This is a genomic window from Enterococcus sp. DIV2379 (genome assembly GCF_050542965.1).
Taxonomy (GTDB): domain Bacteria; phylum Bacillota; class Bacilli; order Lactobacillales; family Enterococcaceae; genus Enterococcus_D; species Enterococcus_D entomosocium.
The window spans coordinates 1,904,535-1,928,546 of record NZ_CP172938.1; the positions used below are offsets into that span (position 1 = coordinate 1,904,535).

Annotated in this window: 19 protein-coding genes; 6 read left to right on the top strand and 13 right to left on the bottom strand. The window is 42.3% G+C overall.

Going from position 1 to position 24,012, the window contains the following annotated elements:
• Positions 1-68: 68 nt before the first annotated feature.
• Genes IGI92_RS08835 through IGI92_RS08845 form a run of 3 tightly spaced genes read left to right on the top strand, consistent with a single transcriptional unit; the run spans position 69 to position 3,676 of the window.
• Positions 69-824: a DeoR/GlpR family DNA-binding transcription regulator gene (locus tag IGI92_RS08835; protein ID WP_005235726.1), complete on the top strand. Its 756-nt coding sequence runs from the start codon at positions 69-71 to the stop codon at positions 822-824.
• Entirely contained in the window at positions 821-1,738 is a 918-nt protein-coding gene (gene pfkB, locus IGI92_RS08840; RefSeq protein WP_016620054.1) for a 1-phosphofructokinase, read from the top strand. Before IGI92_RS08835 ends, pfkB begins: the two co-directional genes overlap by 4 nt.
• Before the next feature lie 12 nt (positions 1,739-1,750).
• The gene (locus tag IGI92_RS08845; protein WP_005235722.1) at positions 1,751-3,676 is read left to right on the top strand and encodes a PTS fructose transporter subunit IIABC; all 1,926 of its coding nucleotides are present in this window, start codon (positions 1,751-1,753) and stop codon (positions 3,674-3,676) included.
• Positions 3,677-3,718: 42 nt separating this feature from the next.
• Here IGI92_RS08845 and IGI92_RS08850 read toward each other — a convergent pair whose 3' ends face one another.
• On the bottom strand, positions 3,719-5,050 hold the full coding sequence (locus IGI92_RS08850) for a hypothetical protein (protein WP_016611865.1): 1,332 nt from the start codon (positions 5,048-5,050) through the stop codon (positions 3,719-3,721).
• A 130-nt stretch (positions 5,051-5,180) separates the two neighbouring features.
• Between IGI92_RS08850 and IGI92_RS08855 the strand changes: the two genes are divergently transcribed.
• Positions 5,181-5,357, top strand: coding sequence for an SPJ_0845 family protein (locus IGI92_RS08855; RefSeq protein WP_005235717.1), 177 nt, complete (start codon positions 5,181-5,183; stop codon positions 5,355-5,357).
• Positions 5,358-5,468: 111 nt separating this feature from the next.
• Here IGI92_RS08855 and IGI92_RS08860 read toward each other — a convergent pair whose 3' ends face one another.
• Positions 5,469-6,350, bottom strand: coding sequence for a helix-turn-helix transcriptional regulator (locus tag IGI92_RS08860; RefSeq protein WP_005235716.1), 882 nt, complete (start codon positions 6,348-6,350; stop codon positions 5,469-5,471).
• A gap of 316 nt (positions 6,351-6,666) precedes the next feature.
• Between IGI92_RS08860 and tnpA the strand changes: the two genes are divergently transcribed.
• Positions 6,667-7,119, top strand: a complete 453-nt coding sequence (gene tnpA, locus IGI92_RS08865) for an IS200/IS605 family transposase (protein WP_008382269.1) — start codon at positions 6,667-6,669, stop codon at positions 7,117-7,119.
• 129 nt (positions 7,120-7,248) lie between these two features.
• On the opposite strand, the gene yihA is transcribed toward tnpA, so the two are convergent.
• The 7 genes from yihA to IGI92_RS08900 form a co-directional block, all read right to left on the bottom strand.
• Positions 7,249-7,833, bottom strand: coding sequence for a ribosome biogenesis GTP-binding protein YihA/YsxC (yihA, locus tag IGI92_RS08870; protein ID WP_008382206.1), 585 nt, complete (start codon positions 7,831-7,833; stop codon positions 7,249-7,251).
• 70 nt (positions 7,834-7,903) lie between these two features.
• Positions 7,904-9,148: an ATP-dependent Clp protease ATP-binding subunit ClpX gene (gene clpX, locus IGI92_RS08875; RefSeq protein WP_005235713.1), complete on the bottom strand. Its 1,245-nt coding sequence runs from the start codon at positions 9,146-9,148 to the stop codon at positions 7,904-7,906.
• Positions 9,149-9,373: 225 nt separating this feature from the next.
• A complete protein-coding gene (gene tig / locus IGI92_RS08880) occupies positions 9,374-10,657 on the bottom strand; it encodes a trigger factor (protein WP_005235710.1) in 1,284 nt (427 codons plus the stop codon).
• A 119-nt stretch (positions 10,658-10,776) separates the two neighbouring features.
• Positions 10,777-11,724, bottom strand: a complete 948-nt coding sequence (locus IGI92_RS08885; protein WP_301389851.1) for a hypothetical protein — start codon at positions 11,722-11,724, stop codon at positions 10,777-10,779.
• Positions 11,725-11,761: 37 nt separating this feature from the next.
• Complete coding sequence (locus IGI92_RS08890) at positions 11,762-12,592, bottom strand: RDD family protein (RefSeq protein ID WP_301389852.1); 831 nt, start codon at positions 12,590-12,592, stop codon at positions 11,762-11,764.
• 2 nt (positions 12,593-12,594) lie between these two features.
• On the bottom strand, positions 12,595-13,626 hold the full coding sequence (gene sppA / locus IGI92_RS08895) for a signal peptide peptidase SppA (RefSeq protein ID WP_005235703.1): 1,032 nt from the start codon (positions 13,624-13,626) through the stop codon (positions 12,595-12,597).
• Positions 13,627-13,658: 32 nt separating this feature from the next.
• Positions 13,659-13,949, bottom strand: a complete 291-nt coding sequence (locus tag IGI92_RS08900) for a hypothetical protein (protein ID WP_005235701.1) — start codon at positions 13,947-13,949, stop codon at positions 13,659-13,661.
• Positions 13,950-14,394: 445 nt separating this feature from the next.
• Here IGI92_RS08900 and glmS point away from each other — a divergent pair, with 445 nt between their 5' ends.
• Complete coding sequence (glmS, locus tag IGI92_RS08905) at positions 14,395-16,206, top strand: glutamine--fructose-6-phosphate transaminase (isomerizing) (RefSeq protein WP_008382201.1); 1,812 nt, start codon at positions 14,395-14,397, stop codon at positions 16,204-16,206.
• Between the two features lie 289 nt (positions 16,207-16,495).
• Here the strand turns inward: glmS and glmM are convergent, their stop codons facing one another.
• From glmM to nifJ, 4 genes are all read right to left on the bottom strand, one after another.
• Complete coding sequence (gene glmM, locus IGI92_RS08910) at positions 16,496-17,851, bottom strand: phosphoglucosamine mutase (RefSeq protein WP_244731747.1); 1,356 nt, start codon at positions 17,849-17,851, stop codon at positions 16,496-16,498.
• 39 nt (positions 17,852-17,890) lie between these two features.
• A complete protein-coding gene (locus IGI92_RS08915; RefSeq protein ID WP_430606783.1) occupies positions 17,891-18,982 on the bottom strand; it encodes a CdaR family protein in 1,092 nt (363 codons plus the stop codon).
• The gene (cdaA, locus tag IGI92_RS08920; RefSeq protein WP_005235688.1) at positions 18,979-19,860 is read right to left on the bottom strand and encodes a diadenylate cyclase CdaA; all 882 of its coding nucleotides are present in this window, start codon (positions 19,858-19,860) and stop codon (positions 18,979-18,981) included. The genes IGI92_RS08915 and cdaA overlap by 4 nt, the downstream gene beginning before the upstream one ends.
• A gap of 270 nt (positions 19,861-20,130) precedes the next feature.
• The gene (nifJ, locus tag IGI92_RS08925; RefSeq protein WP_430606784.1) at positions 20,131-23,814 is read right to left on the bottom strand and encodes a pyruvate:ferredoxin (flavodoxin) oxidoreductase; all 3,684 of its coding nucleotides are present in this window, start codon (positions 23,812-23,814) and stop codon (positions 20,131-20,133) included.
• Positions 23,815-24,012: the final 198 nt, after the last annotated feature.

Consider the following 24,012-nt stretch of genomic DNA (forward strand, 5'->3'; position numbering starts at 1 on the left):
TTTTTTACAGTTTATGATTGATTTTGAATGAATCATATGTTACTATGGCAGGTGAAGAGGTGATGTAAATGCTTACAGAGGAGCGGCATCAAGCGATTTTGGCACGATTAGAGCAAGAGGAGATCGTCAAAGTCAGTGAACTGATCCAACTGCTGGATGCTTCAGAATCAACGATCCGCAGAGATCTCCAAGAACTGGAAGATAAAGGGTTTCTAGTTAGAATTCACGGCGGGGCCAAAAAAAGCCAGCAATTAGGTTTTGAACCCAACATGTCTGAAAAAAAAGCGAAATTTCAAACAGAAAAACAAAAAATTGCTCGCGCAGCCGCACAAACGATCAAAAATGGTGAAGTCATTTATCTAGACGCAGGAACAACGACCCTTGAAATGATTCCTTTCTTATCATCCATCACAGCGCTGAAAGTTGTCACGAACTCCGTCAAGCACGCTTCCCTACTGATTGATCACGGGATCGACACCATGATTTTAGGGGGAACCATTAAGATAGCTACGAACGCTGTTTTAGGAATCAATGCCGGTGAACAGTTGCGTAAATTGCGCTTTAACCGCTGTTTTATGGGCATGAACGGTGCTCATTCGGAAGCTGGTTTCACCACACCCGATCCTGAAGAAGCCCTGATCAAGCAGATTGCACTAGAGCACAGTCAACAAGCCTATGTCTTGCTAGACCATTCCAAGTTTCAGCAAACAACTTTTGCTCAAGTTGCTTTTATTGAAGGTGCAACGATCATCACCGATTATTGCCCAAAAAACTATTTAGCGAAATTCAGAGCAAAAACAACCATTATGGAGGTAATACAATGATTTACACAGTAACACTCAATCCATCGATCGACTTTATCGTCCACGTCGATCATTTGGAGATCGGTACCCTTAATCGAATGAAACAAGACTTTAAACTACCTGGTGGCAAAGGAATCAATGTCTCACGGATTTTGAAGCGAATTGGCATCTCCTCGACTACCCTTGGTTTTGTTGGCGGATTTACTGGTCGTTTTATTGAAGAGTGGCTGACCAAAGAGGAAATCAACAGCAATTTTACGCAAGTCGCTGCCGATACCCGGATCAATATCAAATTAAAATCCGGCGAAGAAACAGAAATCAACGGCCTTGGTCCAGTCATTCAAGAGCAAGAAATCGCTGAATTGAAACACCAATTAGCCGCTCTTTCTGCCGAAGACATCGTCATCCTATCAGGAAGTAAACCAGCTGGTCTTCCAGCCGACTTTTATAAAGAATTGATCAAAATCGTTAAAGAAGCTGGTGCAGAATTTGTCATTGATACGACTGGTGCGGAACTATTTGATGCCTTATCCGATCAGCCTTTGCTGATCAAACCAAATAATCATGAATTAGCGGAACTTTATGAGACTTCTTTTTCAACGATCGAAGATATCTTGCCTTATGGCCAAAGAATGCTAAAGGATGGCGCTAAAAATGTCATCGTCTCTCTAGGTGGTGATGGTGCCCTGCTCTTTACTGGCAATGAGATCTATCGCTCCAATGTGTTGAAACGACCTTTGAAAAATTCAGTTGGCGCTGGAGATTCCATGATTGCTGGATTCATTGGGCGTTACGCAAAGACCAAAGATGTGGTTGAAGCATTCAAATGGGGGGTCGCTTGTGGCAGTGCCACTGCGTTCTCAGATGATTTAGCTGAGGCGTCATTTATCGAAGAATTACTACCGGAAGTCATTATTAAACAAGTGAATCTATAGGAGGATGGAAAAATGAAAATCAATGAGTTGATGCTGAAAGATGCCATGATCATGGACTTGCAAGCAACAGACAAAAAAGGTGCCATTGATGAAATGGTAGCAAAATTATATGCTGTCGGACGGATTTCAGATGTCGAAATCTACAAAGAAGGAATTCTTGCCCGAGAAGCCCAAACCTCAACAGGGTTAGGTGACGGCATCGCAATGCCCCATGCCAAAAACAGTGCAGTCAAAGAAGCGACGGTTTTATTCGCAAAGAGTAATGCGGGTGTCGACTATGAGGCGTTAGATGGACAACCAACGTACCTCTTCTTTATGATCGCAGCACCAGAAGGAGCAAATGATACTCATTTACAAGCGTTAGCAGCTCTATCTCGCTTATTGATCGATCCAGATTTCGTTGCTAAACTAAAAACAGCGACAACTGCTGATCAAGTACAACAACTTTTCTCAGAAGCTGAGGCACAGCAAGAAGCCGATGCTTTAGCAGAAGAAGCGGCAAACCAAGAAGCAGCACCTGCTAGCGAACGTCCCTATATCGTCGCAGTTACAGCTTGCCCGACAGGGATCGCCCACACCTACATGGCAGAAGATGCTTTGAAAAAGAAAGCCAAAGAACTTGGTGTTGACATCAAAGTCGAAACAAATGGTTCAGAAGGAATCAAAAATCGTTTAACAGAAGCTGATATCGCCCGAGCTGCTGGTGTGATCGTAGCTGCCGATAAAAAAGTTGAAATGGATCGCTTTGACGGCAAACATTTAGTAAACCGTCCTGTGAGCGATGGTATCCGTAAAACCGAGCAATTAATCAATGAAGCATTGAGCGGAACTGCTCCTGTTTTTCACGGTAGTGGCCAAGCTTCTGATAAAGAGGACGCTTCTGCTGATGGTTCAGTCGGTCAACGAATCTATAAAGATTTGATGAATGGTGTTTCTCACATGTTACCATTTGTTATTGCCGGTGGAATCATGATCGCTATTTCCTTCATGGTGGACCAGTTCATGGGTGTCCCTCAAGATGCCTTGAGTCAATTAGGAAACTACAACCAAGCCGCTTCTTGGTTCAATCAAATCGGTAGCGCGGCATTTGGTTTTATGTTACCTGTCTTAGCTGGTTTCATCGCTTCAAGTATCAGTGACCGACCTGGATTGATCGTCGGTTTCGCAGCAGGTGCCCTAGCAAATACGGGTGGTGCTGGATTCTTAGGAGCATTGATTGGCGGTTTCTTAGCTGGTTATGTCATCAAGTTCTTGCGTTCATTATTCAAAGGTTTACCAAAATCATTAGAAGGAATCAAAACGATCCTTTTCTACCCTGTTTTCGGCCTATTGATCACTGGCTTCTTGATGTTACTGATCAACGTGCCAATGAAAGCCATCAATGACGGTTTGAATAGCTTCTTGACTGGCTTAAGTGGTACCAACGCCGCTTTACTTGGTGCTTTGTTAGCAGCAATGATGGCAGCCGATCTAGGTGGCCCAATCAACAAAGCCGCTTATGTTTTCGGTACTGCAACATTGGCAACGACCGTTGCTGAAGGTGGTAGCGTCGTGATGGCATCTGTAATGGCGGGCGGAATGGTTCCTCCATTGGCAATCTTTGTCGCAACGTTATTGTTTAAAAATAAATTCACCAAAGACCAAAAAGAAGCTGGTTTAACAAACATCGTCATGGGGCTATCCTTCGTCACAGAAGGTGCGATCCCATTTGCAGCAGCAGATCCATTGCGGGCGATCCCAAGCTTTATCGTTGGTTCTGCACTGACTGGTGCGCTTGTCGGTGCCTTTGATATCCAATTAATGGCACCACATGGTGGGATCTTCGTTGTTCTATTATTATCTAAACCAATTTTGTTCTTGCTATTCATCTTAATCGGTGCGATCGTTTCTGGCGTTGTATTCGGTTTGTTGAAAAAAGCGCCTGAACAAGCTGCCTAATTGAAAAGACCCGCAAGATCCTCGTGATCTTGCGGGTCTTTTTCATTCTTGATTGGTAAAGAGCTGCTGTTCGACTAGCTTTTGGGTATTCATAAAATACACTCGAAGTTTCTTGCCATTCTTTTTTAGATTGACCCACGTATATTTGCGCGTGCGGTGCAAATACCCAAAATGAACATCCGGCATCGCTGCTTTCAATCCGTCTATCGGCAGCTCCTTCAAGGCTGTTTCTGGTAAATAAAATTGTAAGCAAGCTGTGTAGTCTTTAAAGCGATCCTCTGAGTAATCAATTTCGAGGTGATTCCGAATATAAAAGGCATATGCCTCGACCCCATCATCTACAGTCAATTCCGGTTTTAATACAATATAATCCATCATGCGCAACCGATCTTGGTCGATCCAAGGAAAATACGCTTGTGCATTCAAGTAACCTTTCACCCGTCGCTCCTGGTACTCTTCGTTCACCAAATCGAAGCTTCGAGTGACGAAATGTGTCGCGTTACGCTTAGTCGTCGGCTGCAGCCGATCATTTTGGTACTGGATGGTTTGGATCAATTGGTCGCCAAAGGCGTACTCAATATATGGTTCCCTCAAAATACCGACGCCATTATCCCATGTCAATTGATCGATCCCAGTTTGATCGCGAAACAAACGCTGGTATGAAAGATTCAACTCGTGATCCCACTGAAACGGATCGCGATACAATTCCACCATCACGATTCCCTGATCTCTAACTTGGACCTGCTCGACTTGTTGCGCATCCGTAATGATCACCTGAGGAATAATACGAGCATAGAATACCGAAAAGTACATTCGCCAACAAGAGGTCAGTGTGTAGCCATTGTAAAAAACATCGTACCCAGCAAATTGATTGCAATCAATAACGATCTCTTGTTCAAAATTTTTCCGCTTCGGTAACGCGTTGATTTCAGCAATCGATTGAAAATTTTGTCTTTTCTCGATTCGCTCGACGTTATGCATCAGGTACTCATCATATGAACGCAAATAGCCAAACATTCCATCTCTTTGCATCGTTTCATCGAAGTAACTTAAAATCACTGTTTTCTGTGTGGAAAATACGTCTTTCGTAAACAGGTGCCGTTGTAAAACAGCCTCTTGAATGATATGGATACTGGACTCATTTTGGCCGTCCGTCACAATCAATTCAGTATTGATTTCTTCAGGGGCGCTATGCAGCAGTTGACTGACCTCATCAAAATCATAAGGTTTCTTTTCTTGCTGATTGTAATAGTATTCCGTCGGCTGATAGCTAAGACGAACCAAAGCGAACCAATTTTCAATCAACAAACGCAACTGTGATGCTTCCATTTGTGTCGATTGTAGAAAGCCGTAAATTTTTTCAGTTTTGATCATCGCTATCCCTCTTTTCTATCCCCTTTCTTTAATTATAGTAAAGGGAGAAACGATTGAACACTATTTCGCTTTTTTTTGGTGAAATCTACGACCGTTCGTGGTAAACTAAAGGCGCTTGGAGGTGAACCTTATGGGCTTAAAATTCCAACGAGAAGACTCGCTAGATAAAATGTTTGATGATTTTGCCTTTCTTCCCGATAACGATAAGGACAATAAAAAGCAACAAAACGATATTGAACGTTTCTTAAAAAACGAACCTGATGATGAGAATAAAAAACAACCAAAAGATAGTAAGAAAGCAGACTAATAAAAAAGGCAAAGGACGCTTCCGTCCCTTGCCTTTTTACTTATGCGAATAGAAAATGAGCCACTGAGTCTACTTAAATGCAGCAATCAGAATTGGCATCTAATGGTTTCCTTATAGCTCTTCATACATCATGCTTTGACGTAAGCGCACCAAGCCAATGGTCAACAAGCAGAGAATAAGGAAGACGGCTGCTAAGATCGTCATCACGAAGATCACCACAAAAATCGGTGAATTTGTAAAATGAATCATTGGTTCAAAGATAGTGGTCTTGATCAAGTCAGGGATCTCCGAAGCTAAGAGTTGTTGAATGGCTTGGTTAAAATCCTCTGTGGTTGAATTTGATGGCAAAACAGCCATAAAACTCCCCACGCCGTAATTGGCAACCCCAATCCACGCAATTGCGACATTTGCTAAAGCGAGCCAGCCAATGCCAAGATTACCGACAACAATCGAGCCGACAGCAAGATTGCCAATCCCAACTAAAAAGCCAAAACAGAGGTTCCCTATTGCAATAACACCGGTGCTGACTGTCCCAATCCCCAGCATTCCGAAGGACAATAAGCCAATCGATAAAAAACCTAAGCTGACAATTCCCAAAGCAATAACCCCTTTGGCTTTGACACCAAGACTAAACCAGCCGCTGGCAGTTGGTACCTCTTTCATCAGAACAAAAAACTCTCGAACGCTCGTCACTTGATTCAGTAATAAGAATAAATTGGGAATCAAAATGTGCATTAACGGAAGCCGTAGAACCCTCCGTTCACTTTTGTATTCATAATAGTAGGTTTCTTTCTTTTCTTTTAATAGCTCTTCCACTGGAGTGCCTAATAAATCGGCGAGACGAACCAATGTCTCGATGTCTGGCAACCCATTTCCTCGTTCCCATTTTGAAATGGCCTTATCAGAAACAAATAACCTCGCAGCTAATTCCTTCTGGGTTAAGTTATGTCTTGATCGATAGTCTTTTAATTTTTTACTTAATGTTTCATGCATTCGACCACACCTCCTTGTTACAAGTTTAACAAATATTAAGGAGATTTTCGCTGAAATTGGGCAAATTTGGCACTCTACGCTCCGTAGAATAGCCTAAATCCCCAATTTTTACTTTTAAAAAGCAAAAAAACGAAGGGAGCGACTTGCTCGCTTCGTTTCTTTATTAATGACTTTAGTCAGTTTCGTTCGCGTAGCGTACGAAACAAAAAAACCGCGCGTTTCTACGCGTGGACGAAATAGCTTTAGCGATAAAAAACTCCTTTCGATATACTAATAGTGGCTACCAACCGCATATCAGATCGAAAGGAGTTTTTTTATGTCTAACGACGATAAAAGTTTAGCACATACCAGATGGAATTGTAAGTATCACATAGTCTTCACCCCGAAGTATCGACGAAAAGTGATTTATGGAAAGTTAAGAGTAAGTATTGGTCAGATATTAAGAAAATTGTGTGAGATGAAGGATGTTGAAATCATTGAAGCTCATGCCATGCCTGACCATATTCATATGTTAGTAAGAATACCACCAAAGATTAGTATTTCTAGTTTTATGGGCTACTTAAAAGGACGAAGTGCAACCTTAATCCATGAAAAACATGCGAATTTGAAATATAAGTATGGGAATAAAAGCTTTTGGTCCAAAGGATACTACGTGAGTACGGTTGGGTTAAATCAAAAAACAATCGAAAAATATATTCGAGAACAAGAAGCAGATGATCGAATAAGAGATAGTATAAGTAAACAAGAGTATGTAGATCCATTTAAATAGTTAAAGAGAGATAGGGCTATGAGCGGTTGGTGGTCATTTAAAAAGCCCCTTTTAAGGGGCTAGCGAGTGGTGAGCCCTTCTAGGGCTGTTAAAAAGCCACCCGTTTCACGGGTGGATATTTACTCAAAATTATTTGATTGCTGCTTCGATGGCTTTCCATGCTTCTTCTTTTCCTTGTTTGGTAATGGAAGAAAAAAGAATGAACGTATCAGCTGGATCAAAGGACAACGCTTTTTTGATCATACTTTCATGCTTATTCCATTTCCCACGAGGGATTTTGTCTGCTTTGGTGGCAACAACGATCACAGGGATCTCATAATACTTTAAAAATTCATACATTTGAACATCTTCTTGGGAAGGTGCATGGCGCAAATCTACCAAAGATACTACTGCTCGCAGCTGCTCTCTTTGTTCGAGGTACGTTTCAATCATTTTTCCCCATTTTGCTCGCTCGGTTTTTGATACTTTTGCATAGCCATAGCCAGGGACATCGACAAAATGCAGCGTATTTTCAATCAAATAAAAATTCAATGTTTGGGTTTTCCCCGGTTTTGACGAGGTTCGGGCTAAGTTTTTACGGTTAATCAATGTATTGATAAAGGAAGATTTACCGACATTGGAGCGCCCTGCTAAGGCAATCTCCGGTAAGGGTGTATCTGGGTATTGTGCTGGTGAAACAGCACTAATGACGATCTCAGCTTCATGTACTTTCATTGGATCGCTCCTTTTCATTTTTTTCAAAAAGAAAGCCGGATAGCAATGAAACTATCCGACTTGGTCTCGATTAGACTGCTTTTTTTGTCTCTTCATTGTAAATGATTTTTGGTTCGCCAAGTCCTTTCGCAGCTTCTTCCGTAATAGTGACTTTTTGAATCGACTCATCAGAAGGAACATTGAACATGACTTCCATCATGATATTTTCGATGATCGAACGTAATCCACGAGCACCGGTGTTTCGCTCAATTGCTTGCGCAGCAATCGCACGTAAAGCCTCTGGCTCAAATTCGAGTTCTGTGTCATCTAATGCCATCAATTTTTGATATTGTTTGACAAGGGCATTTTTTGGTTCAGTCAAAATATGCACTAAATCATCTACCGTCAATTTCTCTAAAGCAGCCATCACTGGCAAACGGCCGATAAATTCAGGGATCAAACCGAATTTAAGCAAATCTTCAGGAATGATCTGTTGCATCACGCTCTCGCCTTCTTCAAGACGTTTGTTGTTTGTACCAAACCCAATGGTTTTTTCACCTAAGCGGTTTTTAACAATTGTTTCGATCCCGTCAAACGCCCCACCAACGATAAAGAGAATATTGGTCGTATCGATTTGGATCATCTCTTGATGCGGATGTTTCCGTCCCCCTTGAGGCGGCACACTAGCAGTGGTTCCTTCTAGGATTTTCAGCAAAGCTTGCTGAACACCTTCACCGGAGACATCACGAGTAATCGATACATTTTCACTCTTACGGGCGATTTTATCGATCTCATCAATATAGATAATCCCTTTTTCAGCCATTTCTACATTATAATCAGCAGCTTGTAAAAGCTTCAAAAGAATATTTTCCACATCTTCACCGACATAGCCGGCTTCTGTTAAACTGGTTGCATCAGCGATTGCAAAAGGCACATTCAGTGAACGTGCTAGCGTTTGTGCCAAAAATGTTTTACCTGAACCTGTTGGTCCGATCAAGCAAATATTGCTTTTCTGTAACTCCACATCTTCAGCTGTCGTTTCTACATTGACGCGTTTGTAGTGATTATAAACCGCTACAGCCAATGTTCGTTTGGCACGATCTTGTCCAATCACATATTCATTGAGGACATTCAATAGTTCTTGCGGTTTCGGCACTTCGGTAAACTCCCGAACTGCTTCTTCGTAAAACTCTTCATCAATGATTTCTTTGCACAAATCAATGCACTCATTACAGATATAGACCCCAGGCCCTGCAACGATCTTTTTCACCTCTTCTTGCGTTTTTCCGCAAAAAGAACAACGAACAGCTTCATTACCGTTTGTATTATCGTACATACTGTTCACCCCTTGAAAATTTTCCAACCTATTTAAAGGAGTGGAATTTGGTTTACTAACTTTGCAGTCTTAAACAATCATATCATAACTTTTTTGAAAGAAAAAGTCATTTTTACTTTGCCTAACGTTTTCTTATCATTTGTTAGTAATTCCGAAATACCCCCTATTTACTCCCATGAAAAAACGGCCAACACCACTAGATGTTCGCCGTTTTTAGAGTTTTGCCTACGCTTCTTTTGCAGTACCTGTTACAAGTTCAACTGCTTTTTTCATTGTAATATCATGTTTCAACATGTCTTCTGTTAAGACGCGTTTGATTTGATCTACTGGCATATTGTAAGCTTCAGAAAGTTCTTTGATTTCTTTTTCGATATCTTCTTCTGTTGCTTCCAAACCTTCTTCTTTAGCGATTGCTTCAATGACAAGGTTTGTTTTCACGCGTGTTTCTGCTTCGCCTTCAAATTGTGTGTGAAGATCTGCTTCAGTTGAACCAGTTAATTGATAATACATTTCTGGTGAGATTCCTTGACGTTGCATATTGTTCAAGAACTCATCCATTGAACGGTGTACTTCATCATGTACCATTGAATGTGGTAATTCAACGATTTCTGCGTTTTCAACTGCTTGACGGATCGCAGCTTCATCTTTTGCATCTTCTGCTGCTTTTTCTTTTGTTTCAGTCAATTCAGCACGATATTTTTCTTTTAATTCAGCTAATGATTCAACGCTGTCATCAACGTCTTTTGCGAATTCATCATCTAATTCAGGAAGTTCTTTTGCTTTTACTTCGTGAACCGTTACTTTGAAGACTGCTTCTTTACCAGCTAAATCTTCTGCTTGATAATCTTCTGGGAAAGTCACGGTAACGTCTTTGCTATCGCCAGCTTTTGTTCCTACTAATTGTTCTTCAAAACCAGGGATGAATGAGTTTGAGCCAAGTTCAAGTGAGTAGTTTTCACCTTTGCCGCCTTCAAATGTTTCTTCTCCTAAGAAGCCTTCAAAGTCGATAACGACTGTGTCGCCATTTTCAGCTGCTTCGTCTTCTTTGATAACTAATTCAGCTTGTGCTTCTTGTTCGCGTTTGATGCGTGCATCAACGTCTTCTTCTGTTACTTCACGGTCTTGTTTTTCAACAGTTAAATCTTTGTAATCACCAAGTTTTACTTCAGGTTTTACAGTAACTTCTGCTTTGATTACCCAGTCTTGACCTTTTTCCATGCTGTCAACGTCGATTTTTGGTTGCGAAACAGGATCGATCCCTGCTTCTTTTACAGCAGCTTCATAAGCTTCTGGAAGAACAGCGTTCAATGCATCTTCATACAACGCTTCTTCGCCGTACATACGGTTAAATACTTGGCGTGAAACTTTCCCTTTACGGAAGCCAGGTACGTTAAGATTGCCTTTCACTTTATTGAATGCAGTCGTCAAGCCTTTTTGGATTTCCGCTTGAGCGATCGTAAATGTCAAAACACCATCATTGGTGCCTGTTTTTTCCCATTTTGCAGTCATTTATTTCCCTCCGAATATTAATTGATTTACATATGAAATAGCTTCATGCATACCTTTAAATAGTACACTAACGTTGTTTAATTGTAAACATTTTACCATGAAAGTTGCGAATTTTTCTTTCAGCGAATGCTCAAACGTAGGATATTGCGCAAGTGTCGTTTGCGTTCTTCTATTTCATTGTCTGCTTTTGGCTGTTCTTTTTCTTCAAATAACCCGCGATAATCTTCAATGTAGCTTGCCACCCATGCGTTTGCCTCTTCTTTTGCCGGTAAAAACGGGTAACTTATCGTTAAATGATCATCGATTTCTGCTGAGACACTTTCCGCTAAAATCGGGTCCTCTTGGGCGATCGTTTCTTCGATCGCTTTATGGATCGCTTTAACAGCGTCATCCTCCTGTAAAAGTTTTAATTCTTTCGGAACGATTTGCTGCATATTCCCAAGGTAATCGATTAGGTCAAAAGGTTCGTCCACTTCAAGACGCACGAGCTCATCCACTAATTTAGGTAGCAAATACGGATTTTTGATGGAAGCCAACGTGTCATGCATCAGCGAGATAAATTGTGATTTGGTAATTGCTTGGGTAAAAACGTGCCACTCTGTTGCACTCACCGGTTGATTGGCTTCATCTAATGCGCGTAAATGCTTGCGTTTCCCATGAAAATCTTCCAATCCTAAAATTTGTTGTACTTCTTCTACTTTAGCTAGTTCACTAGCCAACTGTTCCTGATAGCGTTTTGGAATTTTTGTTTTCTGACCTAATGTAAGCCAGCGCCGAGTTTTTAAGTATTGACCATCCAAGATCAGCAGATGACCAATTTGTAAAAAACCATCAGTTTGTTTCAAATAATCATCTAGATAGTCTTCCGCAAGATCTAACGCTTTGGCAAAATCATTCAGCTGTTGCAAGCATTCCACGAGCCATTGATTGATCTCAAAACTGGCGTTTTTTTGATAAAGTTCATTGTACAAACGATAAGCCTGCAAAAACTCTTTTGACTGGTAGGCTTTTTCTGCCGCCAGACGAAGCCGCTCATTTGGTCCTGGGAAATCAATCGTCTCACCCATTCACGATCCCTCCTTTACTAATTGCTTGATCTGCTAGTTAGTTTTGTGCACCAATCATTACGTGATTGGCATCCACCTGTTTATTAAAGGCCTTGATCAAATTGATGGTTACCACACTTGTTTCTGCAAAATAATCCGCAGCCTGCTGCTTATTTTTATTAAAGACGATTGGTAAATAACCGAGATAAAAGAAAACATTGAATTGCAGCACATAGCGCCCGCAAAGTTCGCGAATCAAGACCGTTTGCCAACTGAGTTCTTCTTCTACAAAAGAAATAACTCGGATGCCAAAGAGCATTTTCCCAATTGTTTGGCCATGATTCAGCTTCGTCATCAGAACAAAATAGCCCAGATAGATCGCTAAGGCACAGATGTTGTAAAGACCAAACCGCTGATTGGTTGCCGTTAGATTCGCTAGATTATAGATACTGCCAATCGTTATTTGCGTGATTGCCCGGATCACTAGAAGATCCACTAAAAAAGCAAACAAACGAATCCAAAAACCGGCAAAAAAGTAGCTAGGAAAGTCATTAAAGAACCGTTTGTCTTCGGTCTGTTTTTCAGGTTCTTCAAAATGCTGCCACGCTTTTTGTCTTTCTTCGATCTCACTTTGGTTATACTCTTCTTCTTGAAAAGACGTCAAGACTTGTTGATAAAAATCATCGGGATGGTTTACTTGTGCGTTCTTCATCGCTTTGCTGGCGTTTACTGGTTCGGCTGTTTCTGAAACCTGCGCTTCAGTTCGTACATCCGTATGACCGGTTGACGGTGTGGAGGTTTCGCGCTGTTCCCTTTGATCGATTGATGTACTTGTGTGATTGTCATCTGTTGACGATGCGGCAGCGGAATACTTGTTTTTATCTGTCATAGTTATTCACCTCCATAGTAATAAAGAGGTTTAGGGGCATCGCTTGTTCCTAGGCTTTCCATCAATTGGATCACTCGTTCTGTATTTGATTCTTTTAGTCCTTGCAGTTCGGCTAAACTTGAACCTAACCAAGTAGAAGCAAATCCAGTAGATGAAACGTCATAGCTGAAAATCTCTGCATCTTCCAAGCCTAGATCTGCTTGCATTGCTGCTAATGTATCTTCAGGAAAACCGATTTCATCCACTAAGCCAACAGACACTGCTTGCTGACCATCATAGATGCGGCCATCAGCGATCTTTCTAACGGCTTCTTCTGTCATGCCGCGTCCTTCAGCCACAATTTTAACGAACCGACCATACGCATTGTCGACATAGGTCTGCAAGACTTCTTTATCGGCTTCTGTTGGCTCTCTCGTTGCTGAACCTACATCTTTTAGTGCACCACTTTTATACGTATTGTCTTCGATCCCTAGCTTTTCGAATAAGCCGGCATAGTTGAGCCCCGACATGATCACTCCGATCGAACCGGTAATCGTTTCATCCGTTGCGAAAATTTTATCAGCACCTGCCGAAATATAATAACCGCCACTGGCTGCCATGTTTTTCATACTGACATACATCGGAATCCCTAACTCTTTGATTTTTGCTAATTCACGAGCAATCTCGGCACTTTCATAGACGCCGCCTCCTGGGGTATTGACTTCCATCAAGATGCCCCCAATAGTTGGATCTTCTTGGATCATCCGTAGTTCTTCTAAAAATCGCTGATGATCATAAGATTCTGTTGTGAATAAGCCGCCACTGGAGCTGCTGGCGATCGTTCCTTCTAAAGATAAGCGAACAATGCGATTGTCTTGATCTCCGGCAACTAACGTTGTCTCTTCGATCGCATTACTTCCGTAGAACAAAGCATTTAAACCTTGCAGCGTTTGAGTTTCCTCTTGCTCTGGACGATTTGTGATTACTGAAAAAACCCCCGAGCAGATAAATAACCCTGCTGCGATCGCCGCTGCGATCCATCTTCTTTTATTCATTTTCCCACCTAACTTTTCACCTTTCCCATAATTTAGTATAGATTTTTGATGACGATCACTGCTTCTTCGTCTCCAACCGCATCAAATTTCTCGCTTTTTTCAGCTAAGACGTAGCCGCCAAAAAATTCCTTTGTTAGTTCATCCTGGACTTTGAATGTTTGCGCGGTTTCCACGGTGACTGATCCGGGTAAAATTTCTTGCAAGCTGTCCCAGCCCGTATCCAACATGACCTTTGTTTCATCTGTGACATTAGGATCTTTTTCTATCGCAGCTACTATTTTCTTTAGCTCTGAAAAAGTCATACAATTTACAAATTCTGGCATTTCATTCCCTCACTTTCTTACTTTTTTATTGTAGCGAACTTAAAAAAAAAAGCATAGCTTTATGAGGAAATTTCTTGGGAATCTTATTCGACAAAGCTATGTCAGCTATTTTGATTCCCTTTAGACTGGTTCAAATCAACCTTACCAATAACTATACCAATTATTTTCATATAACTTACAGTTGACAGAAACAGGAATAAATATTATGATATTGCTTGTATTTCTATAAAATATTTCACAAGGAGGATAGATAGACCAATATGGATAGCGCCTGATCTGGAAACAGATGACGAGGAAAGAGTTTATCGAAACATTCGGCGGATGACTCTAGGGACTGCACTCTACAGGCAAGAACAAATCTCATCGTAAGATGATGACAAAGACTTGCTGCGCAGATAGAAATACATAATGCCAAACTAAATTTTTTGAAAGTAGGATTATCATTATGTGTGGAATTGTAGGAATCGTAGGAAAATCAAATGCAGAACGAATTATTTTAAACGGATTGGAACGCTTAGAGTATCGGGGCTATGACTCAGCAGGCCTTTATGTCGCTGATCGGACTTCGGATCATTTAGTGAAAGCCCAAGGAAGAATCAAAAACTTGGAAGAAAAAGTGACTTCTGAAGTAACAGGAACGATCGGTATCGGACATACCCGTTGGGCGACCCATGGCAAGCCATCAGAAATGAATGCTCATCCTCACACTTCGGCAAACCAAGCACTCGTTTTGGTTCATAATGGTGTGATCGAAAACTTTGAAGAGCTTCATCAAGAATATTTAAGCAACCACCAGTTTGAAGGTCAAACAGATACCGAAATCGTTGTTCATTTGATTGAAGTGTTGAAAGAGCAAGACAACAGCACGACCAAAGCGGCCTTTAAAAAAGCTTTGTCCTTGATTCGCGGCTCTTATGCCTTTGCTTTAGTAGAAAAAAAAGATCCAGAAACCATTTATGTTGCTAAAAATAAAAGTCCCTTATTGATCGGTTTGGGAGATGGATTTAATGTCATTTGCAGCGATGCCTTAGCAATGCTCGATCAAACGACTCATTTTGTTGAGATAGAAGATGGCGAAATGGTGACCGTAACAGCCGATGCGATCGAAATCGAAGATCCAAAAGGAAACCTTGTGTACCGTGAATCTTATGAAGCACAACTAGATCTGACTGACATCGAAAAAGGAACGTACCCTTACTACATGTTAAAAGAAATCGATGATCAACCAACCGTGATGCGCCGCTTGATCCAAGAATATCAAGGAGAATCCGGTGAAGTAGTAATCGATCCAGCGTTAAAAAACGAACTTTTAGCTAGCGATCGAATCTACATCATCGCATGTGGTACCAGTAATCATGCTGGTTGGGCAGCAAAATCCATTTTAGAAAAGCTAACACAGATCCCTGTTGAGGTTCACTTATCTAGTGAGTTTGGCTACAACATGCCATTGTTGTCAGCAAAACCCTTCTTCTTGTTCTTATCACAAAGTGGTGAAACGGCAGATAGCCGTCAAGTATTAGTGACGATCAACCAGTTAGGTCTTCCTAGTCTCACGATTACCAATGTTGCTGGTTCTACTCTTTCTCGAGAAGCGAACCATACCTTATTGCTTCATGCTGGTCCAGAAATCGCCGTTGCCTCTACAAAAGCATATACCGGACAGATCGCTGTCATGACCTTATTAGCAAAAGCCATTGGTGATGAAAAAGCTGTCCCTGAAGCATTGGATTTTGACGTGTTCCATGAACTAAGCATCGTTGCTTCTGCAATGGAGGCTTTAGTGGATGAAAAAGCTGTTATCAGTCAATTTGCTGAAGATTTTCTTTCCGAAACCCGTAATGCATTTTACATTGGTCGTGGGAATGATTACTATGTATCAATGGAAGCGGCATTGAAATTAAAAGAAATTTCTTATATCCAAGCGGAAGGCTTTGCGGCTGGTGAATTAAAACACGGCACCATCGCGTTGATCGAAGAAGGTACACCAGTGATCGGTGTGATCACGGAAGAAGTGACTGGCTCTCATACGCGAGGCAATTTGAAAGAAGTCGAATCTCGTGGGGCTCACACCCTTGTGATCGTTAGTCAAGAGTTAGCAAAAGCGACTGATCAAATCATTTTGCCAAATGTTCATCCATTGGTAACCAGCTTAGTGGCAGTCGTTCCAACACAGCTGCTGGCTTACTTTGCCACTTTACAACGCGGATTCGATGTTGATAAACCAAGAAACTTAGCAAAATCCGTTACCGTTGAATAGTTTTTTAAAAAACTGAAACCGAATTGGTTATCTTCTGTTTAATAAAAAGAACTCCTCGTTCGATGACTCGATCGTTCATAGGGGTTCTTTTTTCTTGTTTTATGCACAACAAATCCGAAAAGACTTTTAAAAGCAACTATACTTCGCAAGGCTTGCCCACGGCGTGTTCCCTTTTAAGCGTTGTCGACAAATTCGTTGACAAGTTTCTCTAGTTCGCAAGTTGGCTTCTTGCTGGTAAGTAGACAAAAAAGACGACCAAAGAATATCTTTGATCGTCTTACTTCTTCATTTATTCCGCACCGATTTCTTCTCGAACGACCGCTGCGATTTTTTCAACATAGTAATCGACTTTTTCAATGGTTGGTGCTTCTGCCATCACCCGAAGCAATGGTTCTGTTCCTGAAGGACGAACCAAGATACGGCCTTCGCCGTTCATTTCTGCTTCTGTCTCTTCCACGATTTTACGGATAGATGGAACATCCATCGCACCATTTTTATCTGTCACTCGAATGTTGACAAGTTTTTGTGGATAGATCGTTACCTCTCCTGCTAATTCCGACAGTTTCTTGCCCGTTTGTTTCATGATATTCAATAGTTGAATTCCTGATAGTAAACCGTCACCTGTCGTATTGAAATCCAAGAAAATCATATGCCCTGATTGCTCGCCACCGAAATTATAATCGTTTTTACGCATTTCTTCTACGACATAACGGTCACCGACTTGTGTGATCACATCTTTCAGACCAATTGCTTCCACTGCTTTGTGGAACCCTAAATTGCTCATGACTGTTGTAACGATCGTTCCTTGGTTCAAGCGTTTTTGTTCTGCTAAATATTTTGCACAGATATACATGATCTTATCGCCATCAACGATATTTCCTAGTTCATCAACTGCGATGACCCGATCGCCATCTCCATCAAATGCAAGACCAGCATCGGCCCCTTTTTCAACGACGAATTCGGCTAATGTTTCGGGGTGAGTCGAACCAACACCATCATTGATGTTCAACCCATCTGGGGAAGTTCCCATTGTGAAGAATTCTGTTTCTAGATCGGCAAACAAACGATTAACGCTTGTAGCTGTTGCGCCATTTGCTGCATCGACACAAACCGTGATCCCTTCTAAATCGTCAGGAATCGTTTGACGTAGAAATTGAGAGTATTTCAATAACCCTTCTGGGAACTCATCCACCGTTCCTAAGCCATCGGCAGAAGGTCGAGGAAGTGTATCTTCCGGCGCATCAAGCAATGCTTCAATTTCAGCTTCTTGTTCATCGACTAATTTAAAGCCATCATTTCCGAAGAACTTGATCCCATTGTCTTGTGCAGGATTGTGAGAGGCAGAGATCATCACACCTGCGCTTGCTTTTTGTACTTTCGTCAAGTATGCCACTCCTGGTGTGGAAATAACGCCTAATTGAAATACCTCGATCCCAACGGATAACAAACCAGCAATCAATGCGCTTTCTAGCATTTGTCCAGAAATTCGTGTGTCTCGCCCAACCAATACGCGAGGACGACGGTCCCCGGTTTCATGTTGACTTAGTACATAGCCGCCGTAACGCCCCAATTTAAATGCTAACTCAGGTGTCAATTCCTTGTTAGCTTCTCCTCTAACACCATCAGTACCAAAATATTTTCCCATTTTAATAACCTCTCTTATTCATTCTCTACAGTCAAACGACTAAGAACTACTTGTCGTCGTGCTGCTTGCGGAATTCTCTGTTTGTTCGTTCGTCGTGTCGTCTGTTGAAGAGTTGTCTTGAGAATTCTCACTATTCACTGCTTCATTGCTATCATTGTTTGATTGATTCTCCGTAGTAGCTTCTGCAACCGGTGTGATTTGGATCGTCACGACCGTTGGATTGATTGTTGTCCCCTCAGGCACTGGAATGGTTACTGTCCGTTCCGTCGTTGTCGTGATCTCACTAACGTCCACCGGCACACCGATCTGTTGGGTTTCATCCAAGATACTTTGTGGTCCTGTCAGAACGGCACTGATACTGCTCATGCGATAAATGTAATGGGAGATCCCGTCTGGAGTTGTCCCTTGTTGTGTAACAAACAATTCAATTTCTTTGCTTGGAGCCTCCATCACCAATGCAACATCTACCGAATCAGGATCCGCGATGATCGCTAATGGATTGTTGTCGCTATCCCAGGCTTCGATGGTTCCATTGGCAGTGATCGAATCCCCAGTGATATCATCTGGATTTACGATTGCTACCACTCGGTCGATTTCAGCTAATGTTTGATCGCCAGTTGTGATTTCTACTTTCTGCGGATCGACACTCATTGAATCGACGCCGTAACCACTCGTTGCTCCGTCAGTGGAGATGACGGGTTCAACGGTAAACGTTTGGGTCACTTTTTTCTCGATCGTCACAGTGACTGTTTTTGGTTCGATTTCAGCTGTGACGCTTGAACTAAGATTTTTTACTTCTAAAGGGACCTCATGGGTTCCTTCATCGAGCCCAGTCAAATCAGCTACGACTCGAAAGCTCCGTGTTTCCTCACTACGTTCTGCATTCAATTGTACACGATTTCGACTAGATAAAGTCACATCCACTGTTGTTTCAAATCCTTGGATGAAGTATTCATCCGTGTCGTAGGTGGTCTGAATCGGTACATTTTCGATCTCTTCCTCATAAGGATTTGATGTTCCCGCAAGATTGACTTGCAGACTTGATCCGCTGGCGATGAAAAACAAAACCAGACTAAAGAACAGCGCTAGTATACCATAAAATACGTTTTGACGACGCTCTTTCTTGATCATTTTCTTCCTCCTTTGTTGACCCCTTCAAAGAAAGATTGCAGCAAGTTGCGTTTGCCAGGTTTTTCTTCCGGAACTAATTCGCGATTCAACACGTCGAGATACTCTTGGCGCGAAAGTTCAGTCAACATGCGATTATTTAGCGTAATACTAACGTCGCCGGTTTCTTCTGAGACGATAATGGTCAATGCGTCACTGACTTCTGATATCCCAACAGCTGCTCTATGACGTGTCCCGAATTCTTTCGGAATCAGTGGACTTTCTGACAATGGCAAGTAGGCACTAGCAACAGCGATCTTATCATCTCTTAAAATGACTGCACCATCATGCAGCGGTGTATTAGGAATAAAAATATTGATCAGTAGTTCGCCCGTCACATCCGCATCTAAGGGAATCCCAGTTTCGATGTATTCTTCTAAACCAGTCGTCCGCTCGATCGTGATCAATGCACCGATCTTTCGTTTTGCCATATATTGAACAGCTTTGTCCAGTGCTTGGACCAAAACTTCATCCCGCCGTTTTTCGTTTTTAGAAGTCTTGAAGAAAGAGCTGCGTCCAAGATGCTCTAGCCCCCGTCGAATTTCTGGTTGGAAAATAACAATTGCGGCGATCACCCCATAAGTAATGACTTGATCCATCAACCAAGATAGCGTCTTTAATCCTACGATACCAGCCAAAAACCTTAGAACAATGAACAGTCCGACTCCTTTGAACAACTGGATCGCTTTTGTCCCTCGCACAAGCTGGATAAGCTTATAAACCAAGTACCAAACAACGATCACATCTAAAACATTTACTAAAAAAGACCAAGAAAATATATCAAATGAGAGCAATTCTCTCCAATAATCTAAATTAAAAAAATCCCTGAAATTTATCAACATAAACAGCCTTCCTTTATTCTTAAGACTTCAGATAATAGTATAACATAGGACCTCTTCAAAGATTTGAAAAAAAACAAATTTATGAAAAAGTTTTGAAAAAATAAACAGCTCTTTTATTTAGTTTACCATTATCATGAAATCATTGTTTGTCAAAGGTCTTAGAAGATTTCATCTAAAAGAGCTTCTTGCACGCATTTCATAGGAAAAACAACAAACGACCCTGAAAAAACGTGATAAAGCGTTTTTCCAGGATCGTTCCTCAGCTAGCGATTATTCTTGCTGACGACGTTTTGCGCGCGCTGCACGCCGTGCTGCTCTTTCAGCGAGCTGTTCTTCGCTTAACGGCTGTTTTTCTCTTCGCACACGCTCCGTTTTTACTGCCATTGGTTGTTCTGTATCAGTACTTACATTTTTTTCAAGCTTTGCTCGAATTTTTTCTTCTTGACCTGCTAAGCGGGCATAGTTATAGAAACGAATTTTCGCATCTGAAACGGTTTTTTCAAACAAGGCTTGCGCCGCATTGGGATTGGCAGACTGCAAGGAAGCAAATCGGACTTGGGTCTGCATAAAGGCAGGCATTTGATCAAATGCTGGCTTTTTGAAATCGAGCGTCATTGGCTGTTTCCCATTTTCTGCCAACAGCGGGTTATAGCGGTAGAGACTCCAATACCCTGATGCAACTGCTTCTTGCGCTTCTTTCAAGGATTGACGCATTCCGCCAGCAAGACCGTGAGTGATACATGGCGTATAGGCAATGATGATTGACGGTCCCGGGAACCGCTCGGCTTCTTCAAAGGCTTTGATCGTTTGCATTTGATTAGCACCAGATGCGATTTGTGCGACGTAGACATGTCCGTAGGTCATCGCCATCATTCCTAAATCTTTTTTGGAAACAAACTTGCCACTAGCAGCGAATTTAGCAATAGCCGAAGTTGGTGTCGCTTTGGAGACTTGCCCCCCCGTATTGGAATAAACTTCATTATCTAACACAAGAATATTGACATCTGCACCAGAAGCGAGAACATGATCGATACCGCCAAACCCAATATCATATGCCCAGCCATCGCCACCTATCATCCATTGGCTTGGCTTAACAAACAAATCTTTTTCCTGCAGGATTTTGTTCAGCTGAGGTGTCGTGGAAGCCTCAGCTTCTAAGGCGGCGATCAATTTTGCTGCTCGCTGCTGTGTCCCAGCACTTTCTTCTCGATGAAGGTCCCAATCATCAATCAAAGCCTGCAATTCTTCTGATACAGCGGCTTTCAATGACTGCAACTGGGCTGCTAATTTCTCCCGTCGGGTTTGGTTGGCTAAGAACATGCCATAGCCATATTCGGCATTGTCTTCAAACAGCGAGTTTGACCAAGCTGGACCCTGTCCTAAGTGATTGGTTGTATAAGGGGATACTGGTGAGGTTCCACCCCAAATCGAAGAGCAACCGGTCGCATTGGCGATCATCATGCGATCACCAAACATTTGGGTCAGAAGTTTGACATAAGGGGTTTCCCCACAGCCCGCACAAGCACCAGAGAACTCCAATAAGGGCTTATTGAATTGGGAGCCCAAAACAGTTCCTGGTTTTGCTGGATTTTCCTTTTGGCGTAAAGTCATCGCAAAAGCCCAATTTAAAGCTTGCTCTTTTTGTTCTTCGTAAGGACGCATCGTCAAGGCTTTCCCTTTGGCGGGACATGCCTCCACACAAAGGCCGCAACCTGTACAATCTTCAACGGAAACTTGAATTCGATATTTTTGGCCGTTCGCTCCTCGCATCTCTCTGACGATAAAGCCTTCCGGTGCTTCGGTTAATTCATCTTCATCTGCCAAAAACGGGCGGATCGCCGCATGAGGACAGACGAAGGCACACTCATTGCACATGGTACAGCGATCTGATAGCCACTCGGGCACTTCAACAGCGATGCCCCGCTTCTCAACCGCTGTTGTCCCGACAGGGATCACCCCTTCAGTCATTTGGTTCCTTACGAGGGTGCCGACGGATAGTTGATTGCCTTCTTGACGGTTGATGGGTTCCACAATTTCCCGCACAAATTGTGTCATAGCAGTGGATGTCCTTTCCGGCACTTCGATTGTTGCCCACTCGCTTGGAACAGGGATTTCTTGTAATAATTCGATGGTGCGATCAATGGCTGCTTGGTTCTTTTCAACGATCGCCATCGATTTGTGCCGATAACTTTTCAGCGCCTCTTCTTTTAAAATCGGCAAGATTTCCTCGGTCGGAATGATGTTTGCCAAGTAAAAGAAGGCTGTTTCCATCGCGGTATTGATCCGCCCACCTAAGCCAACTTCCATTGCCAACTGCATGGCGTTGATGGTATAAAAACGGATCTCGTTTTCAGCAAGATAACGTTTCATCTTCTTCGGTAGATTATTTAAAATTTGCTCTTGTGACCAGGTCGTATTTAATAAAAAGGTTCCGCCTTTTTTGAGTCCTTTCAGCAAATCATACGTATGCAAATACGCAGGCGTATGACATGCAACGAAATCCGCGTGTTCGATCAGATAGGTAGAACGAATGGGGGTATCCCCAAATCGCAGATGGGAAACCGTTAGACCACCAGATTTTTTCGAATCATAGTGGAAATAGCCTTGCACATATTTTTCGGTATGATCACCGATGATTTTGATTGCTGACTTATTCGCCCCAACGGTCCCATCAGAGCCGAATCCCCAGAATTTCGCTTGGAAGGTGGATGGATCAGTTAGATCTAGCGTGCCTTTTGAGGGCAACGACAATTGCGTCACATCATCCGTGATCCCAATGGTGAAGCGTTTCTTTTGGCTCGCTTTTGGCTTAATCAATTCGTCATAAACGGCAACGATTTGATCAGGCGTTACATCTTTTGACCCAAGACCATAGCGTCCACCAATGATCGTCGGCCGAATCGCTGCATCATACATGGCACTTTGCACATCCAAAAGCAAAGACTCTCCGTTGGCACCAGGTTCTTTGCTGCGATCCAATACAGCGATACTTTTGACGGTAGCAGGCAGTTTTTCTAAGAAAACTTCTAATGGGAATGGTCGATACAGATGGATCGACAAGACTCCCACCTTGCGTCCAGAAGCGCACAAATGATCCACCGTTTGCTGGATCGTTTGCGTCGAGGACCCCATCGAAACGATAACTTCTTCGGCGTCCGCAGCACCATAATAATCCACTAAATCATAGTTGGTTCCTCTTAAAGCATTGATTTTCTTCATGTAAAAACGAACGATCTCAGGCAATGTTTGATAGTGCTGATTGATCGTTTCCCGCTGTTGAAAATGGATATCAGGATTTTGATTCGTCCCACTCGTTGTTGGGTGATTCGGATTCATCGCTTTTTGACGAAAAGCAGCCAACTTTTCATGATTAACCAGTTGTGCGAGTTCTTCATAGTCCAGCACCTCGATTTTTTGAATCTCGTGACTGGTTCGGAAACCATCAAAAAAGTTTAAAAATGGAATGTTGGCTTCAATTGCTGCTAAATGAGCGACTGGCGCTAAATCCATTACTTCTTGAACACTGCTTTCCGCTAGCATAGCAAAGCCTGTTTGTCGAGTGGCCATTACGTCGGTATGATCTCCGAAAATATTCAATGCATTGGTTGTTACTGCTCGGCTGGCGACATGAAAGACGCCTGGCAGCATTTCCCCAGCAATCTTGTACATATTTGGTACCATTAACAAAAGTCCCTGAGATGCCGTATAGGTCGTCGTTAAGGCGCCGGTTTTTAATGAGCCGTGAACCACACCCGCCGCCCCTGCTTCAGATTGCATTTCAACCACTTTCACCGGCTGCCCAAAAAGATTATGCTTTCCCTGAGCAGACCACTGATCCACTAATTCAGCCATGGTTGAACTAGGGGTTATCGGATAGATCGCCGCAAGTTCCGTAAAGGCATAGGAAATATAGGCAGCTGCCGTATTGCCATCCATTGTTTTTCTTTTTCTCATCTATATAACTTCCTTTAATCATCATTTTGCACAATAAAACACAATTCATTATAGCTGAAAATCAAGGAATATAAAAGCACCGGCTGGGTAATTTTCTTTATTTCGTGAAACGAAATACATAGTATTTAGCTAATTTCCCTCCTCATTTCACAGACTCGAATCAAAAGACCTGAGGCTTTTCTTTCAGTAGAAACTTCG